This window comes from Priestia sp. YIM B13551 (assembly GCF_042787905.1).
GTDB lineage: Bacteria > Bacillota > Bacilli > Bacillales > Bacillaceae_H > Priestia.
Window position 1 is genome coordinate 173,766 of the sequence record NZ_JBHZOX010000004.1, and the last position, 23,685, is coordinate 197,450.

The 23,685-nt window shown below is 38.5% G+C and carries 25 protein-coding genes and 1 riboswitch; of the genes, 23 read left to right on the top strand and 2 right to left on the bottom strand.

Annotated elements, in window-relative coordinates:
• The first annotated feature begins 9 nt into the window (after window positions 1-9).
• From ACFX4N_RS20570 to ACFX4N_RS20595, 6 genes are all read left to right on the top strand, one after another.
• Window positions 10-783 (top strand): electron transfer flavoprotein subunit beta/FixA family protein, encoded by a 774-nt coding sequence (locus ACFX4N_RS20570; protein ID WP_016765685.1) that lies wholly within the window; start codon window positions 10-12, stop codon window positions 781-783.
• Between the two features lie 33 nt (window positions 784-816).
• Window positions 817-1,797 carry an electron transfer flavoprotein subunit alpha/FixB family protein gene (locus tag ACFX4N_RS20575; RefSeq protein ID WP_013085165.1) on the top strand — a complete coding sequence of 327 codons (981 nt, stop codon included), beginning with the start codon at window positions 817-819 and terminating at the stop codon, window positions 1,795-1,797.
• Window positions 1,798-1,920: 123 nt separating this feature from the next.
• On the top strand, window positions 1,921-2,163 hold the full coding sequence (locus ACFX4N_RS20580; protein ID WP_080518351.1) for a hypothetical protein: 243 nt from the start codon (window positions 1,921-1,923) through the stop codon (window positions 2,161-2,163).
• A 55-nt stretch (window positions 2,164-2,218) separates the two neighbouring features.
• Window positions 2,219-2,533: a thioredoxin gene (trxA, locus tag ACFX4N_RS20585; protein WP_013059404.1), complete on the top strand. Its 315-nt coding sequence runs from the start codon at window positions 2,219-2,221 to the stop codon at window positions 2,531-2,533.
• 224 nt (window positions 2,534-2,757) lie between these two features.
• Window positions 2,758-4,524, top strand: a complete 1,767-nt coding sequence (uvrC, locus tag ACFX4N_RS20590; protein WP_055992447.1) for an excinuclease ABC subunit UvrC — start codon at window positions 2,758-2,760, stop codon at window positions 4,522-4,524.
• A 65-nt stretch (window positions 4,525-4,589) separates the two neighbouring features.
• Window positions 4,590-4,767: riboswitch (Lysine riboswitch) on the top strand.
• Window positions 4,768-4,908: 141 nt separating this feature from the next.
• Window positions 4,909-6,141 (top strand): aspartate kinase, encoded by a 1,233-nt coding sequence (locus tag ACFX4N_RS20595; RefSeq protein ID WP_057274070.1) that lies wholly within the window; start codon window positions 4,909-4,911, stop codon window positions 6,139-6,141.
• A 51-nt stretch (window positions 6,142-6,192) separates the two neighbouring features.
• On the opposite strand, the gene ACFX4N_RS20600 is transcribed toward ACFX4N_RS20595, so the two are convergent.
• Window positions 6,193-6,720 (bottom strand): YslB family protein, encoded by a 528-nt coding sequence (locus ACFX4N_RS20600; RefSeq protein WP_013059401.1) that lies wholly within the window; start codon window positions 6,718-6,720, stop codon window positions 6,193-6,195.
• A 489-nt stretch (window positions 6,721-7,209) separates the two neighbouring features.
• Here ACFX4N_RS20600 and ACFX4N_RS20605 point away from each other — a divergent pair, with 489 nt between their 5' ends.
• The 13 genes from ACFX4N_RS20605 (at window position 7,210) to ssuD (ending at window position 18,284) form a co-directional block, all read left to right on the top strand.
• A complete protein-coding gene (locus ACFX4N_RS20605) occupies window positions 7,210-7,818 on the top strand; it encodes a succinate dehydrogenase cytochrome b558 subunit (RefSeq protein WP_013059400.1) in 609 nt (202 codons plus the stop codon).
• A gap of 29 nt (window positions 7,819-7,847) precedes the next feature.
• Window positions 7,848-9,635, top strand: a complete 1,788-nt coding sequence (gene sdhA, locus ACFX4N_RS20610; protein ID WP_013059399.1) for a succinate dehydrogenase flavoprotein subunit — start codon at window positions 7,848-7,850, stop codon at window positions 9,633-9,635.
• 3 nt (window positions 9,636-9,638) lie between these two features.
• Entirely contained in the window at window positions 9,639-10,412 is a 774-nt protein-coding gene (sdhB, locus tag ACFX4N_RS20615) for a succinate dehydrogenase iron-sulfur subunit (protein WP_013059398.1), read from the top strand.
• Between the two features lie 63 nt (window positions 10,413-10,475).
• Window positions 10,476-10,925, top strand: a complete 450-nt coding sequence (locus tag ACFX4N_RS20620) for an acyl-CoA thioesterase (protein ID WP_029320056.1) — start codon at window positions 10,476-10,478, stop codon at window positions 10,923-10,925.
• 173 nt (window positions 10,926-11,098) lie between these two features.
• Window positions 11,099-11,323, top strand: a complete 225-nt coding sequence (gene gerE / locus ACFX4N_RS20625; RefSeq protein WP_013059396.1) for a spore germination transcription factor GerE — start codon at window positions 11,099-11,101, stop codon at window positions 11,321-11,323.
• A 203-nt stretch (window positions 11,324-11,526) separates the two neighbouring features.
• Window positions 11,527-11,853, top strand: coding sequence for a hypothetical protein (locus tag ACFX4N_RS20630; protein ID WP_013059395.1), 327 nt, complete (start codon window positions 11,527-11,529; stop codon window positions 11,851-11,853).
• 148 nt (window positions 11,854-12,001) lie between these two features.
• Window positions 12,002-12,502, top strand: a complete 501-nt coding sequence (locus tag ACFX4N_RS20635; RefSeq protein ID WP_013085158.1) for a cation:proton antiporter regulatory subunit — start codon at window positions 12,002-12,004, stop codon at window positions 12,500-12,502.
• Window positions 12,503-13,717 carry a cation:proton antiporter gene (locus tag ACFX4N_RS20640; RefSeq protein WP_053487762.1) on the top strand — a complete coding sequence of 405 codons (1,215 nt, stop codon included), beginning with the start codon at window positions 12,503-12,505 and terminating at the stop codon, window positions 13,715-13,717. It abuts the gene before it with no gap.
• Window positions 13,718-13,904: 187 nt separating this feature from the next.
• A complete protein-coding gene (locus ACFX4N_RS20645) occupies window positions 13,905-14,648 on the top strand; it encodes an ABC transporter ATP-binding protein (RefSeq protein ID WP_371399833.1) in 744 nt (247 codons plus the stop codon).
• 33 nt (window positions 14,649-14,681) lie between these two features.
• Window positions 14,682-15,668, top strand: coding sequence for an aliphatic sulfonate ABC transporter substrate-binding protein (locus ACFX4N_RS20650; protein ID WP_013059391.1), 987 nt, complete (start codon window positions 14,682-14,684; stop codon window positions 15,666-15,668).
• Window positions 15,669-15,798: 130 nt separating this feature from the next.
• The gene (locus ACFX4N_RS20655) at window positions 15,799-16,533 is read left to right on the top strand and encodes an ABC transporter permease (protein ID WP_370506076.1); all 735 of its coding nucleotides are present in this window, start codon (window positions 15,799-15,801) and stop codon (window positions 16,531-16,533) included.
• Between the two features lie 69 nt (window positions 16,534-16,602).
• On the top strand, window positions 16,603-17,157 hold the full coding sequence (gene ssuE, locus ACFX4N_RS20660; RefSeq protein ID WP_025601445.1) for an NADPH-dependent FMN reductase: 555 nt from the start codon (window positions 16,603-16,605) through the stop codon (window positions 17,155-17,157).
• Window positions 17,154-18,284, top strand: a complete 1,131-nt coding sequence (ssuD, locus tag ACFX4N_RS20665; protein WP_377262327.1) for an FMNH2-dependent alkanesulfonate monooxygenase — start codon at window positions 17,154-17,156, stop codon at window positions 18,282-18,284. Before ssuE ends, ssuD begins: the two co-directional genes overlap by 4 nt.
• 66 nt (window positions 18,285-18,350) lie before the next feature.
• On the opposite strand, the gene ACFX4N_RS20670 is transcribed toward ssuD, so the two are convergent.
• Entirely contained in the window at window positions 18,351-18,557 is a 207-nt protein-coding gene (locus ACFX4N_RS20670; protein ID WP_013059387.1) for a hypothetical protein, read from the bottom strand.
• Window positions 18,558-18,797: 240 nt separating this feature from the next.
• On the opposite strand from ACFX4N_RS20670, the gene ACFX4N_RS20675 reads away from it, so the two are divergent.
• The 4 genes from ACFX4N_RS20675 (at window position 18,798) to ACFX4N_RS20690 (ending at window position 23,633) form a co-directional block, all read left to right on the top strand.
• Window positions 18,798-20,816 (top strand): penicillin-binding transpeptidase domain-containing protein, encoded by a 2,019-nt coding sequence (locus ACFX4N_RS20675; RefSeq protein WP_192099959.1) that lies wholly within the window; start codon window positions 18,798-18,800, stop codon window positions 20,814-20,816.
• A gap of 442 nt (window positions 20,817-21,258) precedes the next feature.
• Window positions 21,259-21,891: a DUF47 domain-containing protein gene (locus tag ACFX4N_RS20680; RefSeq protein WP_029711160.1), complete on the top strand. Its 633-nt coding sequence runs from the start codon at window positions 21,259-21,261 to the stop codon at window positions 21,889-21,891.
• Window positions 21,892-21,906: 15 nt separating this feature from the next.
• Complete coding sequence (locus tag ACFX4N_RS20685) at window positions 21,907-22,905, top strand: inorganic phosphate transporter (protein WP_013059384.1); 999 nt, start codon at window positions 21,907-21,909, stop codon at window positions 22,903-22,905.
• 113 nt (window positions 22,906-23,018) lie between these two features.
• Window positions 23,019-23,633, top strand: coding sequence for a PH domain-containing protein (locus ACFX4N_RS20690; protein ID WP_013059383.1), 615 nt, complete (start codon window positions 23,019-23,021; stop codon window positions 23,631-23,633).
• Window positions 23,634-23,685: the final 52 nt, after the last annotated feature.

Here is a 23,685-nt window from a genome sequence, read left to right on the forward strand (position 1 = left end):
GGGAATTGAATGAATATTTACGTGTTAGTAAAAAGAACATTCGATACAGAGGAGAAACTTTCATTAAAAAATGGTCAAATTGTTGAAGATGGGGCTGAATTTATTATTAATCCTTACGATGAATATGCAGTTGAAGAAGCTATTCAGCTAAAGGAAAAGCATGGCGGGGAGATTACGGTCGTGAGTGTAGGAGGGGAAGAATCAGAAAAAGAACTCCGAACAGCTTTGGCTATGGGAGCAGATAAAGCGGTTTTAATCAATACGGAAGATGACATAGAAGATGGCGATCAGTACACGACTTCTAGGCTGCTGGCACAGTACTTAAAAGAACAATCTCCTGACTTGATTTTGGCAGGAAACGTAGCGATTGACGGAGGTTCGGGCCAAGTGGGACCGCGCGTAGCAGAACAGTTAGAAATCCCTTATATTACGACGATTACAAAATTGGATATCGAAGGTGAAAAAGTGACTGTTGTACGCGATGTGGAAGGCGATTCCGAGGTTATCGAAACGTCGCTTCCTCTTCTAGTAACAGCTCAGCAGGGACTTAACGAACCTCGCTATCCATCTCTTCCAGGGATTATGAAAGCGAAGAAGAAACCGTTGGTTGAAGTGGAATTGGATGATTTAGATTTAGATGAAGATGATGTAGAAGCAAAAACAAAGACAATTGAAATTTATTTGCCTCCGAAAAAAGACGCAGGACGCGTATTACAAGGAGATATAAAAGATCAAGTGACAGAACTGGTCAATTTACTGCATAAAGAAGCAAAAGTCATTTAATAAGTCAAAAGTCAAAACAATGGGGGTATTGCAATGGGACGCAAAGTGTTAGTTCTAGGAGAAGCACGTGATGGGGGATTACGAAACGTATCGTTTGAAGCGATTTCCGCAGCGTCTACTGTAGCTGACGGTGGGGAAATTGTTGCAGCGTTAGTAGGAAAGGACGTAAAAGCTTTAAGTGAAGAGCTTATTGCGTACGGAGCGAATAAAGTTGTTGTGACGGAGCATGAAGATTTAGCTGCTTACACATCGGATGGTTATGCTCAGGCGTTATTAGCCATCATTGAAAGTGAACAGCCTGAAGCTATCGTATTTGGCCATACGGCTCTTGGCAAAGACCTAGCGCCAAAACTGGCAGCTCGCTTAGACAAAGGACTTATCTCCGATGTGACGGATGTAGAAGTTGGAGGGGATCAAGTAGTCTTCACCCGCCCAATTTATTCTGGTAAAGCATTTGAAAAGAAAATCATGACCGATGCCTTTACGTTTGTCACGATTCGTCCAAATAATATTTCACCGCTTGCAAAAGACGAGGGACGTACAGGCGATGTAGAGGATTTAAATGTTGAAATCAAAAACCTGCGTACAGTTGTAAAAGAAGTTGTACGGAAAGCAACGCAAGGAGTTGATTTATCCGAAGCAAAAGTCGTGATTGCAGGTGGTCGAGGTGTAAAAAGCACGGAAGGTTTTGGACCTCTCCAAGAACTAGCGGACGTGTTAAATGGAGCTGTTGGGGCATCTCGCGGAGCGTGCGATGCAGATTACTGCGACTATTCTCTTCAGATCGGTCAGACGGGCAAAGTAGTCACACCAGATTTATACATTGCCTGCGGAATCTCAGGAGCCATTCAGCATTTGGCCGGCATGTCAAATTCAAAAATTATTGTTGCCATTAACAAAGATCCTGAGGCGAATATTTTTAAAGTAGCTGATTACGGAATCGTTGGAGATTTATTTGAAGTGGTGCCTCTGCTAACGGAAGAATTTAAAAAGCTGAAAGTACAGTCTGCGTAAGAGGCTGGGACAAAAGTATTTTAGACGAAGTGAAAAACGAACCATTGATCAAGATATTTGATTAGTGGTTCGTTTTTTTGTTAGGGTAAGCGTAGCTTTCATGTGTGTGGGTCTTTCTAGCAGTTGATTGGAGGGCAAGGCGAAGACTCCTGCAGAAAGCGAAGTCTTGCACAGAAATCAACTGCGGTGTCACAAGCGGTTCAGCTCTTGTATACTATTTGTTCGTCTTTAGATGGGATTCATTTCGTTATGTCTCAACCTCATGGAAAACGAAATTTTCTACGTATGTTTTTATGTGAATTGTACAAACTAGAGCGGAGAATAAACAGTATAAATGTAAGCAAAAAGTTAGCAAACCTTATTTGAAGGTGATATACTGTGAGTAGAATTTGGATATTGCATATATTTAGGAGGAATTAAAATGGCTATTGCACATGCTACAGATAAAAACTTTACAGATGAAATTAAATCAGGCCTAGTGCTTGTTGACTTTTGGGCACCATGGTGTGGCCCTTGTAAAATGATTGCTCCAGTTCTTGAAGAAATCGATGGCGAACTTAACGATAAAGTTAAAATCGTGAAAGTAGACGTTGATGAAAATCAAGAAACGGCTGGAAAATTTGGTGTTATGAGTATCCCAACTTTAGTATTATTTAAAGATGGAGAGAAAGTTGACCAAGTAGTTGGTTTCCAACCAAAAGAAGCATTAACAGAATTAATTAATAAACACGCGTAAGTCAAAACCTAGCTCAGGCTAGGTTTTTTCTTTTTCTCCACTTTTTCTCTTTTGGGAATACTTTTATTTAGCGAATATGCGTTCGTTTGTTTTATACTAGATGTAAGGAACACCGCCATAAATCCGGCTTATGTGCATGTATTGTAAGGCAGGAAAGAATGTAGGTTACGCTTCATAAGCGAATGTATAGATGGACAGAGTAAGAGAAGAGGAAGGAGAAAAATATGAACGATTATTTAAAAGAAAAGCTGGCTATTTTACCGGATCAGCCCGGCTGCTACTTGATGAAAGATAAATATGGAACGGTCATTTACGTAGGAAAAGCAAAAGTATTAAAAAATCGAGTGCGCTCCTACTTTACCGGATCTCATGACGGAAAGACGCTTCGACTTGTAAACGACATTGTCGATTTTGAATATATCGTCACATCTTCTAATTTAGAAGCGCTTATTTTAGAAATGAATTTAATTAAAAAGCATGATCCAAAATACAATATCATGCTTAAAGATGATAAGGGTTATCCCTTTATTAAGATTACAGCTGAAAAACAGCCCCGACTTGTTATTACAAGAAAAATAAAAAAAGATAAAGGGAAATACTTCGGTCCTTATCCTAACGTTCAAGCTGCAAATGAAACAAAGCGGCTTCTTGATCGCATTTATCCATTAAGAAAGTGCTCTACCATGCCAGACAGACCTTGTTTGTATTACCATATCGGGCAATGCCTAGCTCCTTGCGTAAAAGAAGTAAAAGAAGAGCAAAACAAACAAATTATTGAAAATATCACGCGGTTTTTAAATGGTGGATATGAGCATGTCAAAACAGAGTTAACTGAAAAAATGTTAAAAGCTTCAGAAGAACTTGACTTTGAACGGGCTAAAGAATATCGAGATCAAATTGCTCATATCGAAGCGACAATGGAAAAGCAAAAAGTAACGTTTAATGATTTTGTTAATCGAGATGTGTTTGGCTATTCTTATGATAAAGGCTGGATGTGTGTTCAAGTTTTCTTTATTCGCCAAGGGAAATTAATTGAGCGAGAAGTTTCTATGTTTCCTTTTTATAAAGAGCCAGAAGAAGATTTCTTAACTTTTATCGGTCAGTTTTATGCCAAAAATATTAAGCCAAAAGAAGTGATGGTTCCAGCAACGATTGATGCAGAGTTGGCTGAGAAATTAGTAGAAGTAGAGGTTCAGCATCCAAAGCGAGGCAAAAAGAAAGAATTAGTAGAACTTGCGTGTAAAAATGCAAAAATTGCGCTCGGTGAAAAATTCTATTTAATTGAACGAGATGAAGAACGCACGGTTGGCGCAGTTGAACGGTTAGGAGAAGAGCTTGGAATTGCCGCTCCTTATCGGATTGAAGCATTTGATAATTCAAATATTCAAGGAACAGACCCAGTTTCTGCGATGATTGTTTTTGTTGATGGGAAGCCGGAAAAGAAAGAATATCGTAAATATAAAATTAAGACCGTGCAGGGACCAGATGATTACAGTTCCATGAGAGAAGTGGTTCGCAGAAGGTATTCCAGAGCATTAAAAGAAGGTCTTCCGCTTCCAGATTTAATTGTTGTAGATGGAGGTAAAGGGCATTTGGCTGCGGTGCAGGATGTTCTCGAAAATGAATTGGGACTTTTAGTGCCTACAGCAGGTCTTGTCAAAGATGATAAGCACAGAACTTCGAATCTGATGATTGGCGAGCCTCCTCAAATCATACCGCTTGAACGCAATAGTCAAGAATTTTATTTGCTTCAGCGAATTCAAGATGAAGTTCACCGCTTTGCGATTACCTTCCACCGTCAAGTGCGCTCTAAGTCCGCTTTTCAGTCTGTTCTGGACGACATTCCGGGAGTGGGAGAAAAGCGTAAAAAAGCTTTGTTAAAGTATTTTGGTTCGGTGAAAAAATTGAAAGAAGCAACGGTTGAAGATATTCGAAATTCAGGTGTTCCTCAAAACATTGCTGAAAAAATTTATGAAACATTGCAAAAATAGTCTTGAAATAATAGAAAATATTTGATAAGCTATTAACTAATTTCATACGACACTTCATCAAATGAAGTGAAGATAGAGGTGCAAATTTAATCAGTACGTATCAGGAAGGGTATGAGCCCTTATGAATGATGCGGAAAGGGAAATTTGCCGAAGTGAACATTACCTCATAGTAATGATTGCTGGTTCTGCGTTGAATAAACGTAGGATTGTCAAGATGTAGATTCTTGGAGAGCTATCTCACGGCAGTGGACGGTTATGTTTTATAATTTTCGTTCGTTAAGCAATGAGAGCTCATCTCATTGCTTTTTTTATTGTCTGAGTAAAAAAATTTAGCTTCTCATCATCCTGCATATGCAAATTTATTGAAAAGGAATGAACAAAATTATGGCATTAATCGTTCAAAAATTTGGTGGAACATCTGTTGGTTCTGTTGAACGTATTCAACATGTAGCAAACCGAGTTATTCAAGAAGCAGAGCGCGGTAACCAAGTAGTCGTTGTTGTATCGGCAATGGGCAAAACCACAGATGCACTGGTGAAATTAGCAAGTGATATTACGGACAGTCCAAGCAAACGCGAAATGGATATGCTTCTTACAACTGGAGAACAAGTGACGATTTCCCTGTTAACAATGGCCCTTCAATGCAAAGGGTATGAAGCAACTTCGCTAACAGGTTGGCAAGCTGGCATCCAGACGGAAGCAGTTCATAGCAATGCACGAATCCAGCACATTGATACAACTCGTATTCAACGTCAGTTAGATAGCGGACGAATTGTAGTAGTAGCTGGATTCCAAGGCTGTTCAGAAGATGGAAGCATTACAACATTAGGTCGAGGCGGCTCTGACACGACGGCAGTAGCTCTTGCCGCGGCGCTAAAAGCTGCAAAATGTGATATTTATACAGATGTAACAGGAGTGTTTACGACAGATCCGCGCTATGTAGAAGATGCCCGTAAGCTTCACTCTATTTCATATGACGAAATGTTAGAATTAGCTAATTTGGGAGCAGGGGTGCTGCATCCGCGCGCTGTTGAGTTTGCAAAAAATTATCAGGTACCGCTAGAAGTGCGTTCAAGCTTAGAAAACGAGAATGGAACGATTGTTGAGGAGGAAGTTTCAATGGAACAAAACTTAGTCGTAAGAGGAATTGCGTTTGAAGATAATATTTCACGCGTGACAATTGAAGGGTTAAACAATGAGTTACAAACTCTTTCTACTATTTTTACAGCATTAGCAAAAGAACAGTTAAATGTGGACATTATTATTCAAAACGTAACGGCTAATAATCGTCTATCCATCTCATTTTCTATTAAAACCGTAGACGTAGAAGCTGCTCTTGCTGTCTTAAAAGAATATAAATCTACTTTAGTATATACGCGTATCGAACATGAAAGCGGTCTGGCTAAAGTGTCGATTGTCGGATCTGGTATGATTTCAAACCCAGGTGTTGCAGCTGAAATGTTTGAAGTGCTGGCAGGAGAGAAAATTGAAGTGAAGATGGTCAGCACGTCTGAAATTAAAGTATCTACAGTTGTACCGCATGCTGATATGGTAAAAGCAGTTGAGACGCTTCACGTAGCATTCGAACTAGAAGAACAGCAGGCAGTGCAAGTATAAAGAAGAGAAAAAAGACGTGGTATCTCCACGTCTTTTATATATACGTATTTTTTACTTTTTATAACGCTCCGCGCGTGTTTCGGTAGGTAAAATATCTTTTCGGTCCCACTGCACGGAAATCAGCACTTTTCCGTTCTTTTCTTTATGTGTTAAGTAGGCTTCTGTTAGGCAGTTGTTTTGCCGCTGAATCTGTTCAGCCACAAATCCTGACTCAAGATGAAACGAACAAGTTTCCTGCTGAAATCTTTTGCTGACCACATCACCTGATAACTCAAGCTCTAGTGAATATTTATCTTTTTTTGCAAGCGTCAGTGTTCCCCAGGAAGCTGCTTTAAAAAAAGCGACGATTTCATCCATTGTATTTAATGGGTATTTCCGCGCAAGGTGTTTTCCTGCCCAGTATGAAATGGTATTCGTTTCGTCTCCAAGAAGCTCTGGAATTAACACGTCACGCAAAAGGCTGTATCCGAAATATGAAACGTGATCAAGAGTTCTCTCTGTTTCAGCTGTGACATTAGGTTCTGATGTTTCCATCGTCTCTTCAAGTTCTTGCTGTGATTCTGTTTGTAAATTGCTCATGCTTTCCCCTCTTTCTTTACTACTATTATATACAAATCTAAAAAACCTCTCACGCATTTTTTTAATAAAATGTAAGAGGATCTTTATTATGGTAAAAAGAGTTAGATGTAAAGATAAAAAATCCATAATATACCTTTTAAAAGGGTACTTTTACCTGTGTAAATGTTTTGTGAACTTGTTTACAATAAAAGTATAAAGTAAACGCTTACTTAGTTGTGGCAAGCAATATTATAATAGAAAGAAAAAATCTGTAACATCAATATAGTAAGCGTTAACAAATATAAAATTTTATAAATTTATATTTTATAGAAGATTTAAATATCTTGCCTTGACGCTCTTAATCGATGGGAGTAAAATTAACCTGTCACATACTTTATTAGGAAATGCAAAGGTTTTCATTTCCTATATTCACGATTAATCTATTTGTCTAGTGGGAGTAAGAAAGTTCTTCACAAACTATGTTCATTTAACTAAGGGGGGTCTACGCAGATGGCGGCAAACAGAGAGTTTCAATATCGGAGAATCCATTCATTACTTGGGGTAATACCAATCGGGATTTTCTTAACACAGCATTTAGTTGTGAATCATTTCGCGACAAAGGGAGAAGAATCATTTAATCAAGCAGCTCACTTCATGGAGAGCTTACCTTTCCGCTATGCTCTAGAAATTTTCATTATTTTCTTACCAATCGTTTTTCACGCAATATACGGTCTTTACATCGCATTCACTGCTAAAACAAACGTTAACAACTATGGGTTTTTCCGTAACTGGATGTTTATCCTTCAGCGTGTTTCAGGTGTAATCACACTTATCTTCATCACATGGCACGTATGGGAAACCAGAATACAAGCTGCGCTTGGAAAAGAAGTAGATTTTCAAATGATGGAACGAATTTTAAGCAACCCGGCAATGCTTGCATTCTACATAGTTGGTGTTGTATCTACGATCTTCCACTTTGCAAACGGTCTATGGTCATTTGGAGTTAGCTGGGGGTTAACTGTAACACCACGTTCTCAAAGAATTTCAACTTATGTGACATTAGCAATCTTCTTAGCACTTACATTTGTAGGTGTTCGTACATTATTCGCATTTGCATAAAATTAAGGTTTTGAAGGAGTGGGGTTCCGATGAGTAACGGAAAAATCATCGTAGTCGGTGGCGGTTTAGCTGGCTTGATGGCAACAATAAAAATTGCTGAGTCTGGCAAGCAAGTAGATTTATTTTCACTAGTTCCGGTAAAAAGATCTCACTCAGTTTGCGCGCAAGGTGGAATCAACGGAGCCGTAAATACGAAAGGTGAAGGGGATTCACCATGGGAACACTTTGATGACACAGTGTACGGCGGAGACTTTTTAGCCAACCAGCCACCTGTAAAAGCAATGTGTGAAGCAGCTCCTGGCATTATTCACTTACTTGACCGCATGGGTGTTATGTTTAACCGTACTCCTGAGGGTTTGTTAGACTTCAGACGATTTGGCGGGACGCAGCATCACCGTACGGCTTTTGCTGGAGCAACAACGGGTCAACAATTATTGTACGCATTAGATGAGCAGGTTCGTCGCTATGAAGTTGCCGGACTTGTGACAAAGTACGAAGGATGGGAATTCTTAGGTGCTGTTCTTGACGATGAGCGCAGCTGTCGCGGAATTTCTGCACAGAATTTAAAATCAATGGAAATTAAAACGTTCCCAGCTGACGCGGTTATTATGGCTACAGGTGGACCTGGAATTGTTTTTGGAAAATCGACGAACTCAGTTATTAATACAGGTTCAGCGGCATCTATTGTGTATCAGCAAGGTGCATACTATTCAAACGGAGAGTTTATTCAAATTCATCCAACTGCTATCCCAGGAGATGATAAGCTTCGTCTTATGAGTGAATCTGCTCGTGGAGAAGGCGGACGCGTTTGGACATATAAAGACGGTAAACCTTGGTATTTCTTAGAGGAAAAATATCCTGCATACGGTAACTTAGTACCTCGTGATATTGCAACTCGTGAAATTTTTGACGTCTGCGTAGCGCAGAAGTTAGGAATTAACGGAGAGAACATGGTTTATCTGGACCTTTCACATAAAGATCCAAAAGAGCTAGACATTAAACTTGGAGGTATCATCGAAATCTATGAAAAATTCATGGGCGATGATCCGCGCAAGGTACCAATGAAAATTTTCCCAGCCGTACACTATTCAATGGGCGGTTTATGGGTGGATTACGATCAAATGACAAATATTCCTGGCTTATTCGCAGCTGGTGAGTGTGATTATTCACAGCACGGAGCGAACCGTTTAGGAGCAAACTCATTATTATCAGCTATTTATGGTGGTATGGTTGCCGGTCCTAAAGCGGTTGAATACATCAATGGTTTAGAAAAGAGCGCAGATGCTATTTCTTCAAGCGTATATGATCGTCATGTGAAAGAAGAAGAAGAGAAATGGAACAATATCATGAATCTTCAAGGTACAGAAAATGCATACGTTCTTCATAAAGAGCTAGGGGAATGGATGACTGACAACGTGACAGTCGTACGATACAATGACAAACTGTTAAAAACAGATGAAAAGATTCAAGAATTAATTGAACGCTATGATCGTATTAACATTAATGATACGGCTAAATGGAGTAATCAAGCGGCAACATTTACTCGTCAGCTGCAAAACATGCTTCAGCTTTCACGTGTTGTAACGCTAGGAGCTTACAACCGTAACGAAAGTCGCGGTGCTCATTATAAGCCAGATTTCCCAGATCGTAACGATGAAGAATTCTTAAAAACAACAATGGCATCTTTTGTGGATAAGAAAACGGCTCCTTCTTTCCATTATGAAGAGGTAGACGTATCGTTAATCAAACCGCGTAAGCGCGACTACACAAAGAAAAAAGATGAAAAACCAAAAAAACAACAAGAGGGGGTTCGTTAATCAATGAGTGAACAACAAACAGTCCAAAAGACAGTGCGCTTCATTATTACACGTCAAGATTCAGCTGAATCTGCTCCTTACAATCAGGAGTTTGAAATTCCGTATCGTCCGAATATGAACGTTATTTCAGCACTGATGGAAATCAGACGTAACCCTGTTGATGCTTCAGGTAAAGAGGTTGCTCCGATAAACTGGGAAATGAACTGTTTAGAGGAAGTATGCGGAGCCTGTTCAATGGTCATCAACGGTAAACCTCGTCAGTCATGTACGGCTCTTGTTGATAAACTAGAACAGCCAATTCGCTTACAGCCAATGAAAACATTTCCTGTGGTTCGTGACTTGCAAGTAGACCGCAGCCGTATGTTTGATTCACTAAAAAAAGTAAAAGCCTGGGTTCCAATCGATGGCACATACGATTTAGGTCCAGGACCGCGTATGCCTGAAAAGAAACGTCAGTGGGCGTATGAGTTATCCAAGTGTATGACATGTGGCGTTTGCTTAGAAGCTTGTCCAAACGTAAACGACAAGTCAAACTTCATCGGTCCAGCACCGCTTTCTCAAGTTCGCTTGTTTAATGCCCATCCAACCGGTGCGTTAAATAAAGGAGAACGTTTAGAGACGATTATGGGTGATGGAGGACTAGCGAACTGCGGGAACTCTCAAAACTGCGTTCAATCATGTCCAAAAGGAATTCCATTGACTACTTCAATCGCAGCTTTGAACCGCGATACAACAATTCAAGCATTCAGAAGTTTCTTTGGTAGCGATCAAGTATAATCACTCAAAACCTCTCCACGCGGAGAGGTTTTATTTTGTCTATGACGAATGGAGGAAATACAGATGAATAATATTTCGTATATTGAAGACATGGATCATTGGAAAGAGTCATTTTCGTTTAAGCAGGAGATCAAGGTAAGATTTTCGGAAACAGATATGTTTGGGCATTTAAATAATACGGTTCCTTTTGTTTATTTTGAACAAATACGTACGGAATTCTTTCACCATATTGGCTTTATGCAAAAGTGGACGAGTGAGCATGAGGGAACGATACCGGTGGTGGCTGATTTGCAGTGCGATTATGTCAAACAAGTGTATTTTGGCAACGTGCTATCTGTTTTTGTAAAAGCTCATAGAATTGGACGTTCGTCGGTTGATTTACACTATATGATTCAAAATGAGCAAAGAGAGGTTGTACTCACCGGGAGAGGAACAATGGTGCAAATTTCTAAAGAAACGGGAAAAAGCGTGCCTTGGAATGAAGAGATGAAAAGGTGTTTATCAAATATATGAAAATGGCTTGAAGGCTCTTTCTTCAGGCTTTTTTCTTTTTTAAAGGTAAAAAAGAGTTTTTTGCATATTTTTTCTAAAACTAGTAACCGCGTAGGCATACCGCACATAAGATATGTTGACTAAATTTACACCCATCCGATAGTTCAACTCAGGATCAGGCAAGGAGGGTTACATTGAAAGAAAAAGAGTTTCAACCTAAACCGCTACTTACAAAGCGTGAACGAGAAGTATTCGAGCTTTTAGTACAGGACAAAACAACAAAAGAAATCGCGAGTGAACTATTCATTAGCGAAAAAACAGTTCGAAATCATATTTCTAATGCGATGCAAAAGCTTGGAGTCAAGGGGCGTTCTCAAGCAGTCGTAGAACTCCTTCGAATGGGAGAACTTGAACTATAACATGAGCTGGCTTTCTTCTTAGAAAGCCAGCTTTTTGTATATTTTTTTAAGTGTCGCATACATATCTAAAAAGAATGACGTTAAGAAAATATTATAAAAAAGGTAAATCTTTATAAAAAAAACTTATTGCTTGAAATTGAATTTCAGAGTACGTATACTTTTAAGTAAGGAGATACTAGTTCAGAAGAAAGAGAGGTGAGATGATGAAAAATGTATGGATGAGCTTATTGTTATGCATGATATTCTGCTTGCCTTTTGCGAGTTTGCCAGATAAATTTATTGATAACGACTTTGAAAAAGTGAAGGTCACAAAAAGTTCGGTTCAGCATTACACGGATATTGTGCACATGTCTCCAGGAGCTAAGCACAGCGTTAAACAAATAGGATCCCTCATACAAAGCGTGATAGTAACTTTTGCTTTAGTATGGACGAGTGCCAAACTCATCATTCCGACGCATCAAATTGCGTATTTTATCCTCAAGAAAACACTTTTTTATCCAAAAATCTTTCAATCAAGTTACCTCAATTAAATAAAAAAGGTTGAAATTTCCACAGCCTTTTCTTCAAACCTAAAATTACCAACTATTCTTAGGCTTATTTGCTATGCGGATTTTCTATGCAAATAACGCGGCAAAATTTAAAAATTCTTTTTAAAAACTTTATAGGAGTGATCATTCAATGATGATTAAAGAAACGGAGTTACCAGGAATCGGCCGTAAATTTGAAATTGAGACAAGCGGAGGAAACCGTGTAGTCGTTATCATTCATGATGATGGACGACGTGAAATCTACCACTTCGATCAAAAAGATTTAGAAGAAAGCATTTTTGACATTACGTTAACAGATACGGAATCAAGACAGCTAGCTGCAATTTTAGGCGGCATGATTTACAAGCCAAAAGCAATGGAAACCATTGAAGTGGCATTCAATGACTTAGTGATTGAATGGTACAAAGTTGAAAAACAAGCGAAAGCTCACAGTAAAACGATTGGTGAAATTGACGTTCGCAGCAACTATGATGTCACTATCATCGCCGTCATTAAAAACACGCAAAAAAAATTATCCACCCCAGGACCAGATACGTTAATTGAAGAAGGAGATACGCTTGTCATCTCTGGTGAAAGAGGAAATTTAAAAACGCTCATTAAAGAATTGCTTTCACAAGGAGGTAGTTCATAATTGGATCATTTAGTATTTGAAGTTGGGACAGCTTTGTTACTAGTGGCTTTAGCGGCTATACTAGCACATAAATTTAAATTTACGATTATTCCATTCCTCATTCTGCTGGGCATGGCGGTCGGTCCCCATGCTCCTGAGTTTGGCTCATTCAGTTTGAAGTTTATTGAAAGCCAAGAGATTATTGAATTCATGGGGAGAATTGGAGTTCTCTTTTTACTCTTTTATTTAGGATTAGAATTTTCAGTTGGAAAGCTAATTAAATCAGGCAGGTCCATCGCGGTGGGAGGATCTATTTATATTTTAATTAACTTCACTTTAGGATTATTGTATGGATACCTGACAGGAAATCCTCTTCTTGAAGTGCTGATTATCGCTGGAATTATTACGATTTCGTCCAGCGCAATTGTCGCAAAAGTATTGGTTGATTTAAAACGGACAGCGAATCCAGAAACGGAACTGATATTAGGGATCATCATGTTTGAAGATATTTTCTTAGCCGTTTATCTTTCTGTCGTTTCAGGGCTGGTGCTTGGAGACCACGGATCGCTTGCTGGATCTTTAACATCTATTTTAATTGCGTTTGGCTATATGATGCTGTTCTTTATCATTGCTCGAAAAGCCACGCCGCTACTAAATAAACTTTTAAATATTTCATCAAACGAAATCTTTATAATCGTCGTTTTTGCGGTATTGTTTTTTGTGGCAGGCTTCTCAGAAACAATTCACGTGGCAGAAGCAATTGGTGCGTTATTGCTTGGTCTTGTATTTTCTGAAACGGAACATCGCGATCGTATTGAACATCTTGTCGTACCGTTTCGTGATTTCTTTGGAGCTATCTTTTTCTTCAGCTTCGGGTTAAGTATTGATCCTCTCACGCTGTGGGATGCAGGATGGCTTGCGCTTGGCGCAGTTGCGCTTACGATTATTGGTAACTTTACAGCCGGTATGATTTCAGGAAGAAAAAGCGGGCTGTCACACAAGGCTTCTACTAACATTGGTTTAACGATTATGTCACGAGGCGAGTTTTCGATCATTATGGCTAACATTGGAATTGAAGGAGGATTATCCGCAATTCTTCAGCCATTCGCCGCGCTTTATGTATTGATTTTAGCTATTATTGGCCCTTTGTTAACGAAGGAGTCTAAGCATATATACGGATTTTTAAACTCAGTATTTAAATGGAAAAAGCCAAATCCTCAAGAATCACAAGGATAAAATATATAAAACACAGTTGACAAATCGGATTAATATGATAAAATTCAAAATAATCCAATAACAAATCAGTTAAATATAGCAACGGGCTGATCGGTCAACCGAAAGCTCCTACCTTTTTCAGGTAGGAGCTTTTGTGTTTTTAGATGAACGAGCTTTTGATTTGAAAATTCAAGGAGGAGGAATTGCTGTGAGTGTCATGATTCAATCGGTTAACCGCTCATTTCAAAAAGGAGAACAAGTAACTCAAGCATTGCGAAATGTAAATCTTACGATTAATAAAGGTGAATTTATTACCGTTATTGGTCCGAGCGGATGCGGAAAAAGTACACTGCTTAAAATGATTGCAGGACTTGATATGGATTATGAAGGGCGTATTGAAATCAACGGGAAGCACATAGCCGGACCTAGCATTAAACAGGGAATGATCTTTCAAGAACACCGCTTGTTCCCATGGCTTAATGTGGAGCAAAATATAGCGGCTGACTTATCGCTGAAAGATTCGAACGTTCGGCACCGCGTAAATGAGTTAATTGATATTGTCAGGCTGAAAGGATTTGAAAAAGCTTATCCTCGAGAACTATCTGGAGGGATGTCTCAACGAGTTGCTATTGCGCGTGCTCTTTTAAGAAATCCAGAGGTTTTATTGTTAGATGAACCGTTCGGTGCATTAGATGCTTTCACTCGCACTCATTTGCAAGATGTGCTGCTAGACATATGGAAAAAAGAAAAAACAACCATGATTTTTGTTACGCATGATTTAGATGAATCCATTTGCTTGGGGACTAAAATTGTGATTATGAGTGCCAGACCAGGAGAAATTAGCCGGGTCGTTCCAGTAGAAATTAGTCATCCGCGAAAAAAGACAGAGTTACCATTTCAGCAGCTAAGGCAGCAAGTACTGAAAGAATTTGAAGAAGCAGGAGAACATTAAAGATTCAATAAGACAGAGAAGGAGACAGAACAGATGAAAAAGCTACTTTTAACTGCAGCTATTGTACTTGTCCTCGCATTGGCTGGGTGCGGGACGAAAGAAAAAGCGAGCGGAGCAGATTCAAAAGACGTTACGATTAATATTGGTATCCAACAAAGCTTAGGCCCTTTAATGCTGGCACAAAACCAAAAATGGTTTGAAAAAGAATTTAAAAAAATAGGTGTAAATGTTAAATGGACAGAGTTTCAAAGCGGACCTCCGCAATTTGAAGGTTTAGCATCTGGACATTTGGATTTCGGCCAAGTTGGAAATTCACCGGTTATTTCTGGTCAAGGCGCAGACATTCCGTTTTTAGAAATTGCTAATTCCAGCGACGGGTTGAAAGGAAATGCCATTTTAGTAGGGAAAAACAGCAAGATTAAAAGCGTAAAAGATTTAAAAGGTAAAAAGATCGCGGTTGCGAAAGGAAGCAGCGGTTTTAATTTATTGTACAGAGCTCTTGACCAAAATGGGTTGAAGCCAAGTGATGTAAAGATTATTCAGCTTCAGCCAGACGAAGCTCAGCCAGCATTTGAAAATGGGTCAGTGGATGCATGGTCAATCTGGGAACCGTTTATCTCACTGCAAAACTTAAAAAATGAAGCTCGTATTTTAGCAGACGGCGATTCATTAAAGGTTGCTTCACCGGGCTTTACTATTGTAAGAGAAGGCTTTGCAAAAGATCATCCAGAGTTAGTCGTTAAGTTTTTACAAGTTTATCAAAAAGCGCTTGAATGGCAAAACGAACATTTTGAAGAATCTGTGGATATTTTAGCAAAGCAAAAAAATCTAGATAAAGACGTAGTAAGACAAGTGTTAAAAAATAATCCTGCCTATAATCGCCCAACCTCTAAAGAAATTATTGCAGAACAACAGCGAACAGCTGATTTTCAACAATCTTTAGGCGTTATTAAAAAGAAAATTGATACTGGAGATGTTGTTGATAATTCATTTATTGAAAAAGCATTAAAAGAAAAATGAGGTGATGAAAATGAGTAAAACATCTGTGGTTTCAGGACATGTCCAGTCTTCAGCAGCTCACTTGCAAAAAGTGAAAAAAAGAAAGGAAGAAGCGAAAAATAAGCAGGGAATTTTCCTTCGTTCTCTTGTCATGCCACTTCTGCTTATCGTGGTGTGGCAAATCATTGGTTCTGCGGGCTATGTATCCAAAACTGTTCTTCCTACACCTGTTGATATTGTACTTTCTTTCAAACAGCTCATCGTATCTGGGGAACTCGGAGCTAATCTTCAAATCAGTATTTTGCGTGCTGCCATAGGTTTTGCCGTTGGAGCTGGACTAGGATTACTATTTGGTGTAATTGTCGGTTTCTCAAAGAAAACGGAGCACTATATGGATCCATCTATTCAAATGCTTAGAACTGTTCCTCACCTTGCATTGGCGCCTTTATTTATCTTATGGTTTGGCTTTGGTGAAATTTCAAAGATATTGCTAATTGCAAACGGTGCATTTTTCCCAATCTATGTTAATACGTATCTAGGTATTCGCGGCGTTGATTCGAAATTATTTGATGTTGCTCGTGTTCTTCAATTTAGTAAATGGAAACAAATCACAAAACTCATTTTACCAGCTGCTCTTCCTAATATTTTACTTGGTGTCCGATTGTCTTTAGGTATTGCATGGCTCGGACTGGTAGTTGCTGAATTAATGGGAGCAAGTGAAGGTGTAGGATACATGATTATGGATGCTAGACAGTTTTCTCAAACGGACGTAGTTTTTGTCGGAATTATCATTTTTGCTGTTGTAGGCAAATTAACCGATTCATTTGTCCGAGTATTAGAAAAGCGTCTTCTTAAATGGAGAGACAGCTACGCAGGTGAAAAATAAAATAAGGATTTATACACGTATTAATCCTTGTAAATCTATCAGTTTTATAAGTGAAAAGGAGAGATGATAATGAGCCAGGTTACAATTATTACAGGAAGCCCTTCAAAGCAATCAAGGTCAGCTGCTTTAAGCGAGTATATTGCATTATATCTACAAGATGAAAAATATGAAGTGAAAACCGTGCATGTCCGTGACTTGCCCGCTGAAGACTTAGTATATGCTAACTTTTCTAGCCCTGCGATTCAAGAAGCTCAAAAGAAAGTCGCAGATGCTGATGCCGTTATTATTGTCAGCCCAATCTATAAAGCTAGCTACACAGGAATTTTAAAAACATTTTTAGATTTAATACCTGAAAAAGGTTTGCACAATAAAACCGTGCTGCCGATAGCTACAGGGGGAACCATTGCTCACCTACTGGCTCTTGATTATGTATTTAAGCCGACTTTATCCGTTTTAGGAGCTACTGCTCTTATTCATGGAGTTTATATTGTTGATTCTGAGGTGGCCTATACGAAAGAAAATGAAATTGAGTTTATTGCGGAAGAAGCAGAAGCGAGAATTAAACGTTCATTAAAAGAGCTGGGGTATCATCTAGAACAAACGAAAAGGAGTGTTGAATCATGAAAATGTTATGGTTTATTCCTTCCCACGGAGATGGAAGATATTTAGGGACAAATCGAGGAGGTCGTTCAGCAGACTATTCATATTTTCGGCAAGTTGCTCAAGCAGCTGACCGGTTAGGGTTTGAAGGAGTTTTGATTCCAACGGGGAAATCATGCGAAGACCCGTGGCTATTGGCTGCTTCACTTATACCTGAAACAGAGCGTTTGAAATTTTTAGTAGCTGTACGTCCCGGCATTATGGCGCCTTCCGTGGCAGCGCGCATGACCTCGACTCTTGATCGGATTTCAAACGGTCGTTTACTAGTTAATGTAGTAGCAGGAGGAGATCCGGCAGAATTAGCGGGAGATGGCCTTTTCTTATCACATGATGAACGTTATGAAGCTGCGGATGAATTTTTAGATGTGTGGAAAGGGTTATTGGCTGGAGATACGGTTAATTATGAAGGAAAACATATTCATGTAGAGAACAGTGAGCTGTTGTATCCACCTGTTCAAAAACCTTCTCCACCTATTTATTTTGGCGGATCTTCACCCGCAGGACAAAAAGTTGCAGCAAAACATTCTGACGTGTATTTAACGTGGGGCGAACCTCCTGAACAAGTAAGAGAAAAAATAACGGCTGTGAGAAAGCAAGCAGAAGCAGAAGCAGAAGGCAGAACCGTTAAGTTTGGGATTCGTTTGCATATTATTGTACGGGAAACGGAAGAAGAAGCTTGGCAAGCAGCCGATCGATTAATTCAGCATTTGGACGACGACACGATTCAAGCAGCACAGCGTACTTTTGCTAGGTATGACTCAGTCGGGCAGCAGCGAATGGCGAGCCTTCATAGAGGAACCAGAGAGGAACTTACGATTAGCCCTAACTTATGGGCAGGTGTAGGACTCGTCCGGGGTGGTGCAGGAACTGCACTAGTAGGCAGTGCTGAAAATGTAGCGAAACGAATAAAAGAATATGAAGCCTTAGGAATTGAATCTTTTATTTTATCAGGCTATCCGCATTTAGAAGAAGCTTATCACGTAGGAGAGTTATTGTTCCCGCTTTTAAATATTGATGACGGTGAAGGAAAGAGTGAAAGCACCGGTGAGATTATTGCAAACGATAGGTTTCCAAAAGCTTCAACGTCATAAAAGAAGAACCGGTGAAAAATTCACCGGTTCTTCTTTTACATTCATCTCAGCCGAGAGACGAGTTCGTTAAATTGTTGGTTTAGGTTTTTCAGGTGCAGCTTGTTTATCTTTTCGACTTTCTTGAATATATACTTTAAAGAGAAAAATATTTAAACAGCCCAGTGTGAGGAATAACGGTGCAAAATAATATTCTTGAGACATAAGTAGGACGAAAACGCTTCCAAAACAGAACAGAGAACTAAACATAAAGTAAAACTGTAAGAATCTTCTCATTTTAGTCGCCTCCTATTCTTTTTCTTCTTACAATTATTATATCAAATACTTTCCAAAAAAGACACAAAATATTCACAAAATGTTCAATTTTTTTCTTATTTACCTATTGATTTTTTTGTAAATATGTAAATTTAGTGGGTTGTAATACCAATTAATTCCTGATGGTAACTTTCTGATGGAAAGTTTATGTAAAATTTTATATGATAGAGAAATGGTATTGGAAAAAGGGGGAAAATCATCATGAGACGAATTGGGTGGCTATTTTTTACTATGGCAATTCTCTTATTAATAACTGCCGGTTGCTCAAATGATCAACAGAAAGCACAGGATCGATTCGATAAATATGTAGCCATGTGGAATAAAGAAGATTTTAAAGGCATGTATGGATACTTGTCTAAAGATGCTAAAAAGACGATTTCAGAAAAAGACTTTGTAAATCGATATAAAAATATCTATGATGCAATTGAAGCGGACAAGCTTAAAGTGAAGGCAAGTAAAATAGAAGACTTAGAAATAAAAGACCATAAAGCTGTTTTACCTTTTGAAGTAAACATGAACTCTGTAGCCGGTGAAATCTCATTTGAAGAAAATGCTGCTGTGGTTCAAGAAAAACAAGGGGATACAGAGAATTGGTATATTAATTGGAAGCCTAATATGATTTTTAAAGGACTTAAGCAAGGAGAGCAAGTAAGAGTAGCTACTCAGTCAGCTGTGCGTGGAGAAATTATGGATCGTTCAGGGAAATATTTAGCTCAAAACGGAGAAGCGATTCAAGTTGGAGTTGTTCCCCAACAGTTTTCTAAAGGCGGGGAGCAATCTATACAACAATTAAGCAAGACTCTTGCTCTTTCAGAAAAAAGTATTAATCAAGCACTGAGCGCTTCTTGGGTGAAAGAGAATCAATTTGTTCCTATTAAAACGGTTAGTCAAAAAGACGCCTCTAATTTAGAGAATTCTTTGAAAAAAGTAGAAGGCATTCAACAAAAAAAGGTAAATGCGCGCGTATATCCTTGTGAAGAAGCGTGTGCTCATTTAGTTGGATACGTTGCGCCTGTCACAGCGGAATATTTAAAAGAGCATAAAGATGAAGGCTATAATGCTCAGTCTAAAGCTGGAATGATTGGCTTAGAGTCTTTATATGAAGATAAGCTTCGTGCTCGAGACGGCGTCACGATTTATACTGTAGATAAAGATGGTAATAAAAAGAATGAAATTGCAAAAGTGAATCCAAAAGACGGGGAAAGCATTCAAGTTACGGTAGACACGAATGTTCAAAAATCCCTTTATGAACAGTTAAAAGATGAAAAAGGAGTAGCTACTGCTCTTCAACCTAAAACGGGAGAAATATTAGGTCTTGCAAGCACGCCAGCTTTTGATCCGAATTCTTTTTCTTTTGGAATCGATGCTAATACGTATCAATTCCTTTCAACGAACCCGGATAAGCCGTTAATGAATCGCTTTACCAAAACGTATTCTCCGGGATCTACATTTAAGTTAGTCACGGGAGCTTTAGCGGTTGATGAAGGTGTGGTAAATCCAAACGAAAGTATATCAATCAGCGGGAAGAAATGGCAAAAAGATAAAAGCTGGGGGGATTTTTACGTAACACGAGTGGGAAGCAAGCCGAATGTTAATTTACGTGATGCTTATGTTACATCTGATAATATTTATTTTGCGCAGACTGCTTTGAAGCTAGGTTTAGACAAATTTAACAGTGGTTTAAAACAGTTTGGGTTCAATCAAAAAATGCCTGTTAATTATCCTTTTGAAACGTCTAAAATTGCAGGTGATCAAGATATTAAAGATGAGGGAGTATTAGCAAACTCTGGCTATGGCCAGGGGAAACTGCAAGTGAATCCTCTCCACTTGGCATTGATGTATACATCGATTGTAAACGATGGAAACATAGTAAAGCCTATTCTTATGAACGGTGATGAGAGTGGAATATGGAAAAAACAAGTAATATCTAAAGGAACGGCGCAATTAATTCAAAAGGATTTAGTTGATGTCATTGAAGATAAGAACGGTACGGGTCATGCTGCAAAGATAGATGGGTTAACCCTGGCTGGAAAAACTGGAACGGCAGAATTAAAGAAAACTCAAGGTGAAAAAGGGCAGGAAAACGGCTGGTTTGTAGCTGTGGATACAAAACAGAAAAACCTACTCGTTTCAATGATGATTGAAGGAGTAGAAGATAAAGGCGGAAGTCATTACGTCGTGCCGAAAGTAAAAAATGTATTTCAGCAATATAATAAGTAAATAATAAAAGCCAGTTCTAAAGGAGCTGGCTTTTATTATTTACACAAGGGGAGTAATGTTAAGTTTTTGTAAATCCCAGTTTTATACAAACTCTGAAAACCCTTATTTTAAAAGGAATGAACGTATTATTGTTAATGTATTGTAAAGAGACCTAAAAAAATGTGTTTGAAAAGTTATTGACAATTAACAATAATAGGAGTAATTTTTGACTTGGCGTAAAAAAATGAATCGCATAACCTATAAGTAAAAGAACCACCTTTTGGGACTTTTGCTCTGGTAAACGTTTGTTTTTTTAGAATTTTTTGATACACAAGAGAGGTGGTTTCTCTCGTTATAGTAATGAACAGCTAAGTTTTATCCATTACTTTAAATGAAAAAAGAAACTAGAACACATATAAAAAGATAGAGAGAAAAAACGAGTGGTAAAGTTTCGATAAATTGGATGGAGGATTGCAACGTGATCAAAAGAAAAAAAGACAAGTTTTCTGAAATGTTAATGGACATTGCCCAAAATATTAAGGACTCAGCAGAGTTTTTAGGCAGCTTTGAACTTCAAAATGTATCTGACCTAAAGGAATTTGCCAACGTTTTAAAAGCGTATGAATCAAAAGGTGATAAATACGTGCATACAGTGATTACTGAGTTGAACAAAGCATTTATTACTCCAATTGAGCGTGAAGATATTTTACAGCTAGCAATGAGCATGGATGATGTACTTGATGGCATCGACAGCTTTGCTGCTTTAATGGAAATTCATTCAATTACGACATTTGATGAATATGTAGCTGAATTTGTTAAAAATATTCAAGGCTGTGCTGAAGAGATTTTAATTACTATTAATTTGCTGTCTGAGAAAAAGCTTCTTCAAATTAGTGAACATGCAATTAAAATTAAAGAGTATGAGTCACATTGTGATACATTATATCGTCGTGCACTAAAACAATTATTTGCAACATGTAAAGATCCAATTAAAGTTATTCAATATAAAGAAATTTATGAAACGCTAGAAGAAATCGCGGATTATTGTCAAACGGTTGCGAACAACTTAGAATCAGTTATTATGAAGAATGCGTAACGGGGCTATAATATAATGGATTCAATGCTAATATTAACCATTCTAATTGTAGTTGGTGCACTTGGTTTTGACTTTATCAACGGGTTTCACGATACAGCTAATGCCATTGCGACTTCTGTTTCAACCAAAGCTTTAAAACCGCGACATGCAATTCTTTTAGCCGCAACCATGAACTTTGTGGGTGCTATGACGTTTACGGGCGTAGCCAAAACGATTACAAAGGATATCGTTGATCCTTATACGCTTCAAAACGGTTCTGTCGTTATTTTAGCAGCACTAATTTCTGCTATCGCGTGGAACCTAATCACATGGTATTTTGGTATCCCGAGTAGTTCTTCTCATGCAATTATTGGATCGATTGCAGGGGCAGCTATTGCAGCTGCTGGATTTGGTGCTTTAAATTACAAAGGTTTCATCAAAATCATTGAAGCCCTTCTAATTTCACCAGTTCTAGCCTTTGTAGTAGGTTATATTGTCTATACGATTATCAAGCTAACGTTTAAAAACCATAACTTGACGAAAACGAATAAGCGTTTTCGACGCGTTCAAATCCTGACTGCAGCCCTACAATCTTACACACACGGTACGAATGATGCGCAAAAAGCAATGGGTATCATTACGCTAGCGCTTATTGCTAACAATATGCAAAGCGGTACTGAGATTCAGTGGTGGGTACAGCTGGCTTGTGCGGTCGCAATGGGGCTTGGAACGTCAATTGGTGGATGGAAAATCATTAAAACCGTCGGCGGTAAAATTATGAAAATTCGTCCTGTTAATGGAGTAGCTGCGGACTTAACGGGTGCTGCCATTATCTTTGGAGCAACGTTTATTCATCTACCTGTCAGTACTACTCATGTTATTTCATCTTCTATCTTAGGTGTAGGTTCTGCTCACCGAGTGAAAGGTGTAAAATGGGGAACTGCACAGCGCATGGTGATTACATGGGTTATCACATTGCCAATTTCAGCTTCATTAGCTGCACTTATCTATATGATTTTAAATTTGCTCTTTTAATAAATGTGGAGCTTCTTTTTAAGAAGCTCCTTTTTTTATTTACATCCCCTTATTTGCACAGTACACTTAAAACATGAAAATAATACAATTGTTTTTAAGAGGGAGATGGGGAAATGTTTGGAAAAGTAGCTGCTGATGTACTGGGGCTAAGTGATATTGGTTCTGTTATTAAGCCAGTTGATTATGACAAGGTAGATGCAGACGATTACGTTATGCATGAAGAACAAGAAAAAATTTATTTTCTAATCAAATCAAAGTCAGATGAATATTGCTTTACCAATAAAGCGCTCATTCATCTTGATGGAACAAGTGCTACAAGCAAAAAGCGAATGCTTCGCCGTTATAACTACAGCACAAATCACATTTCAAACGTGATGCTAGAAACGGCTGGAACTGTCGATTTAGATGTGGAAATTAAATTTAAAATTGGCTCGGAGACTTTTTCTATCGATGTACACAAAAAGCATATAGAAGAGGTAAAAGATTTATATAAAGCGCTGTTTAAAATGTCTGAAATAACGCGTGAAAATGAAATTGCGCTCGATTTTGCTAAACAAAGTATTCAGTTAGCTTCTTCTACGCTAAGCAGTACAAGAAATACAAGTGGAAGTGTTGCTGGTGAATTTAAAGAAATTAACGAAGCTGCGTTTTCTTGGTTATTAGATAAAAAAACAGCCTACACAACAAAAGATTTCAGCTCAGTTTTCGAGCTGTATATCAATAATTAATAGAAACAGCTGCTCCTTTTATGGAGCAGCTGTTTTTTGATGCTGAATGAGA

Excerpts from the sequence above, each read along its gene's own strand:
- ACFX4N_RS20570 (WP_016765685.1), top strand. The coding sequence starts at position 10 with ATGAATATTTACGTGTTAGTAAAAAGAACATTCGATACAGAGGAGAAA.
- ACFX4N_RS20575 (WP_013085165.1), top strand. The coding sequence starts at position 817 with ATGGGACGCAAAGTGTTAGTTCTAGGAGAAGCACGTGATGGGGGATTA.
- trxA (WP_013059404.1), top strand. The coding sequence starts at position 2,219 with ATGGCTATTGCACATGCTACAGATAAAAACTTTACAGATGAAATTAAA.
- uvrC (WP_055992447.1), top strand. The coding sequence starts at position 2,758 with ATGAACGATTATTTAAAAGAAAAGCTGGCTATTTTACCGGATCAGCCC.
- ACFX4N_RS20595 (WP_057274070.1), top strand. The coding sequence starts at position 4,909 with ATGGCATTAATCGTTCAAAAATTTGGTGGAACATCTGTTGGTTCTGTT.
- ACFX4N_RS20600 (WP_013059401.1), bottom strand. The coding sequence starts at position 6,720 with ATGAGCAATTTACAAACAGAATCACAGCAAGAACTTGAAGAGACGATG.
- ACFX4N_RS20605 (WP_013059400.1), top strand. The coding sequence starts at position 7,210 with ATGGCGGCAAACAGAGAGTTTCAATATCGGAGAATCCATTCATTACTT.
- sdhA (WP_013059399.1), top strand. The coding sequence starts at position 7,848 with ATGAGTAACGGAAAAATCATCGTAGTCGGTGGCGGTTTAGCTGGCTTG.
- sdhB (WP_013059398.1), top strand. The coding sequence starts at position 9,639 with ATGAGTGAACAACAAACAGTCCAAAAGACAGTGCGCTTCATTATTACA.
- ACFX4N_RS20620 (WP_029320056.1), top strand. The coding sequence starts at position 10,476 with ATGAATAATATTTCGTATATTGAAGACATGGATCATTGGAAAGAGTCA.
- ACFX4N_RS20630 (WP_013059395.1), top strand. The coding sequence starts at position 11,527 with ATGAAAAATGTATGGATGAGCTTATTGTTATGCATGATATTCTGCTTG.
- ACFX4N_RS20635 (WP_013085158.1), top strand. The coding sequence starts at position 12,002 with ATGATGATTAAAGAAACGGAGTTACCAGGAATCGGCCGTAAATTTGAA.
- ACFX4N_RS20650 (WP_013059391.1), top strand. The coding sequence starts at position 14,682 with ATGAAAAAGCTACTTTTAACTGCAGCTATTGTACTTGTCCTCGCATTG.
- ACFX4N_RS20655 (WP_370506076.1), top strand. The coding sequence starts at position 15,799 with ATGCCACTTCTGCTTATCGTGGTGTGGCAAATCATTGGTTCTGCGGGC.
- ssuE (WP_025601445.1), top strand. The coding sequence starts at position 16,603 with ATGAGCCAGGTTACAATTATTACAGGAAGCCCTTCAAAGCAATCAAGG.
- ssuD (WP_377262327.1), top strand. The coding sequence starts at position 17,154 with ATGAAAATGTTATGGTTTATTCCTTCCCACGGAGATGGAAGATATTTA.
- ACFX4N_RS20670 (WP_013059387.1), bottom strand. The coding sequence starts at position 18,557 with ATGAGAAGATTCTTACAGTTTTACTTTATGTTTAGTTCTCTGTTCTGT.
- ACFX4N_RS20675 (WP_192099959.1), top strand. The coding sequence starts at position 18,798 with ATGAGACGAATTGGGTGGCTATTTTTTACTATGGCAATTCTCTTATTA.
- ACFX4N_RS20680 (WP_029711160.1), top strand. The coding sequence starts at position 21,259 with ATGGAGGATTGCAACGTGATCAAAAGAAAAAAAGACAAGTTTTCTGAA.
- ACFX4N_RS20685 (WP_013059384.1), top strand. The coding sequence starts at position 21,907 with ATGGATTCAATGCTAATATTAACCATTCTAATTGTAGTTGGTGCACTT.
- ACFX4N_RS20690 (WP_013059383.1), top strand. The coding sequence starts at position 23,019 with ATGTTTGGAAAAGTAGCTGCTGATGTACTGGGGCTAAGTGATATTGGT.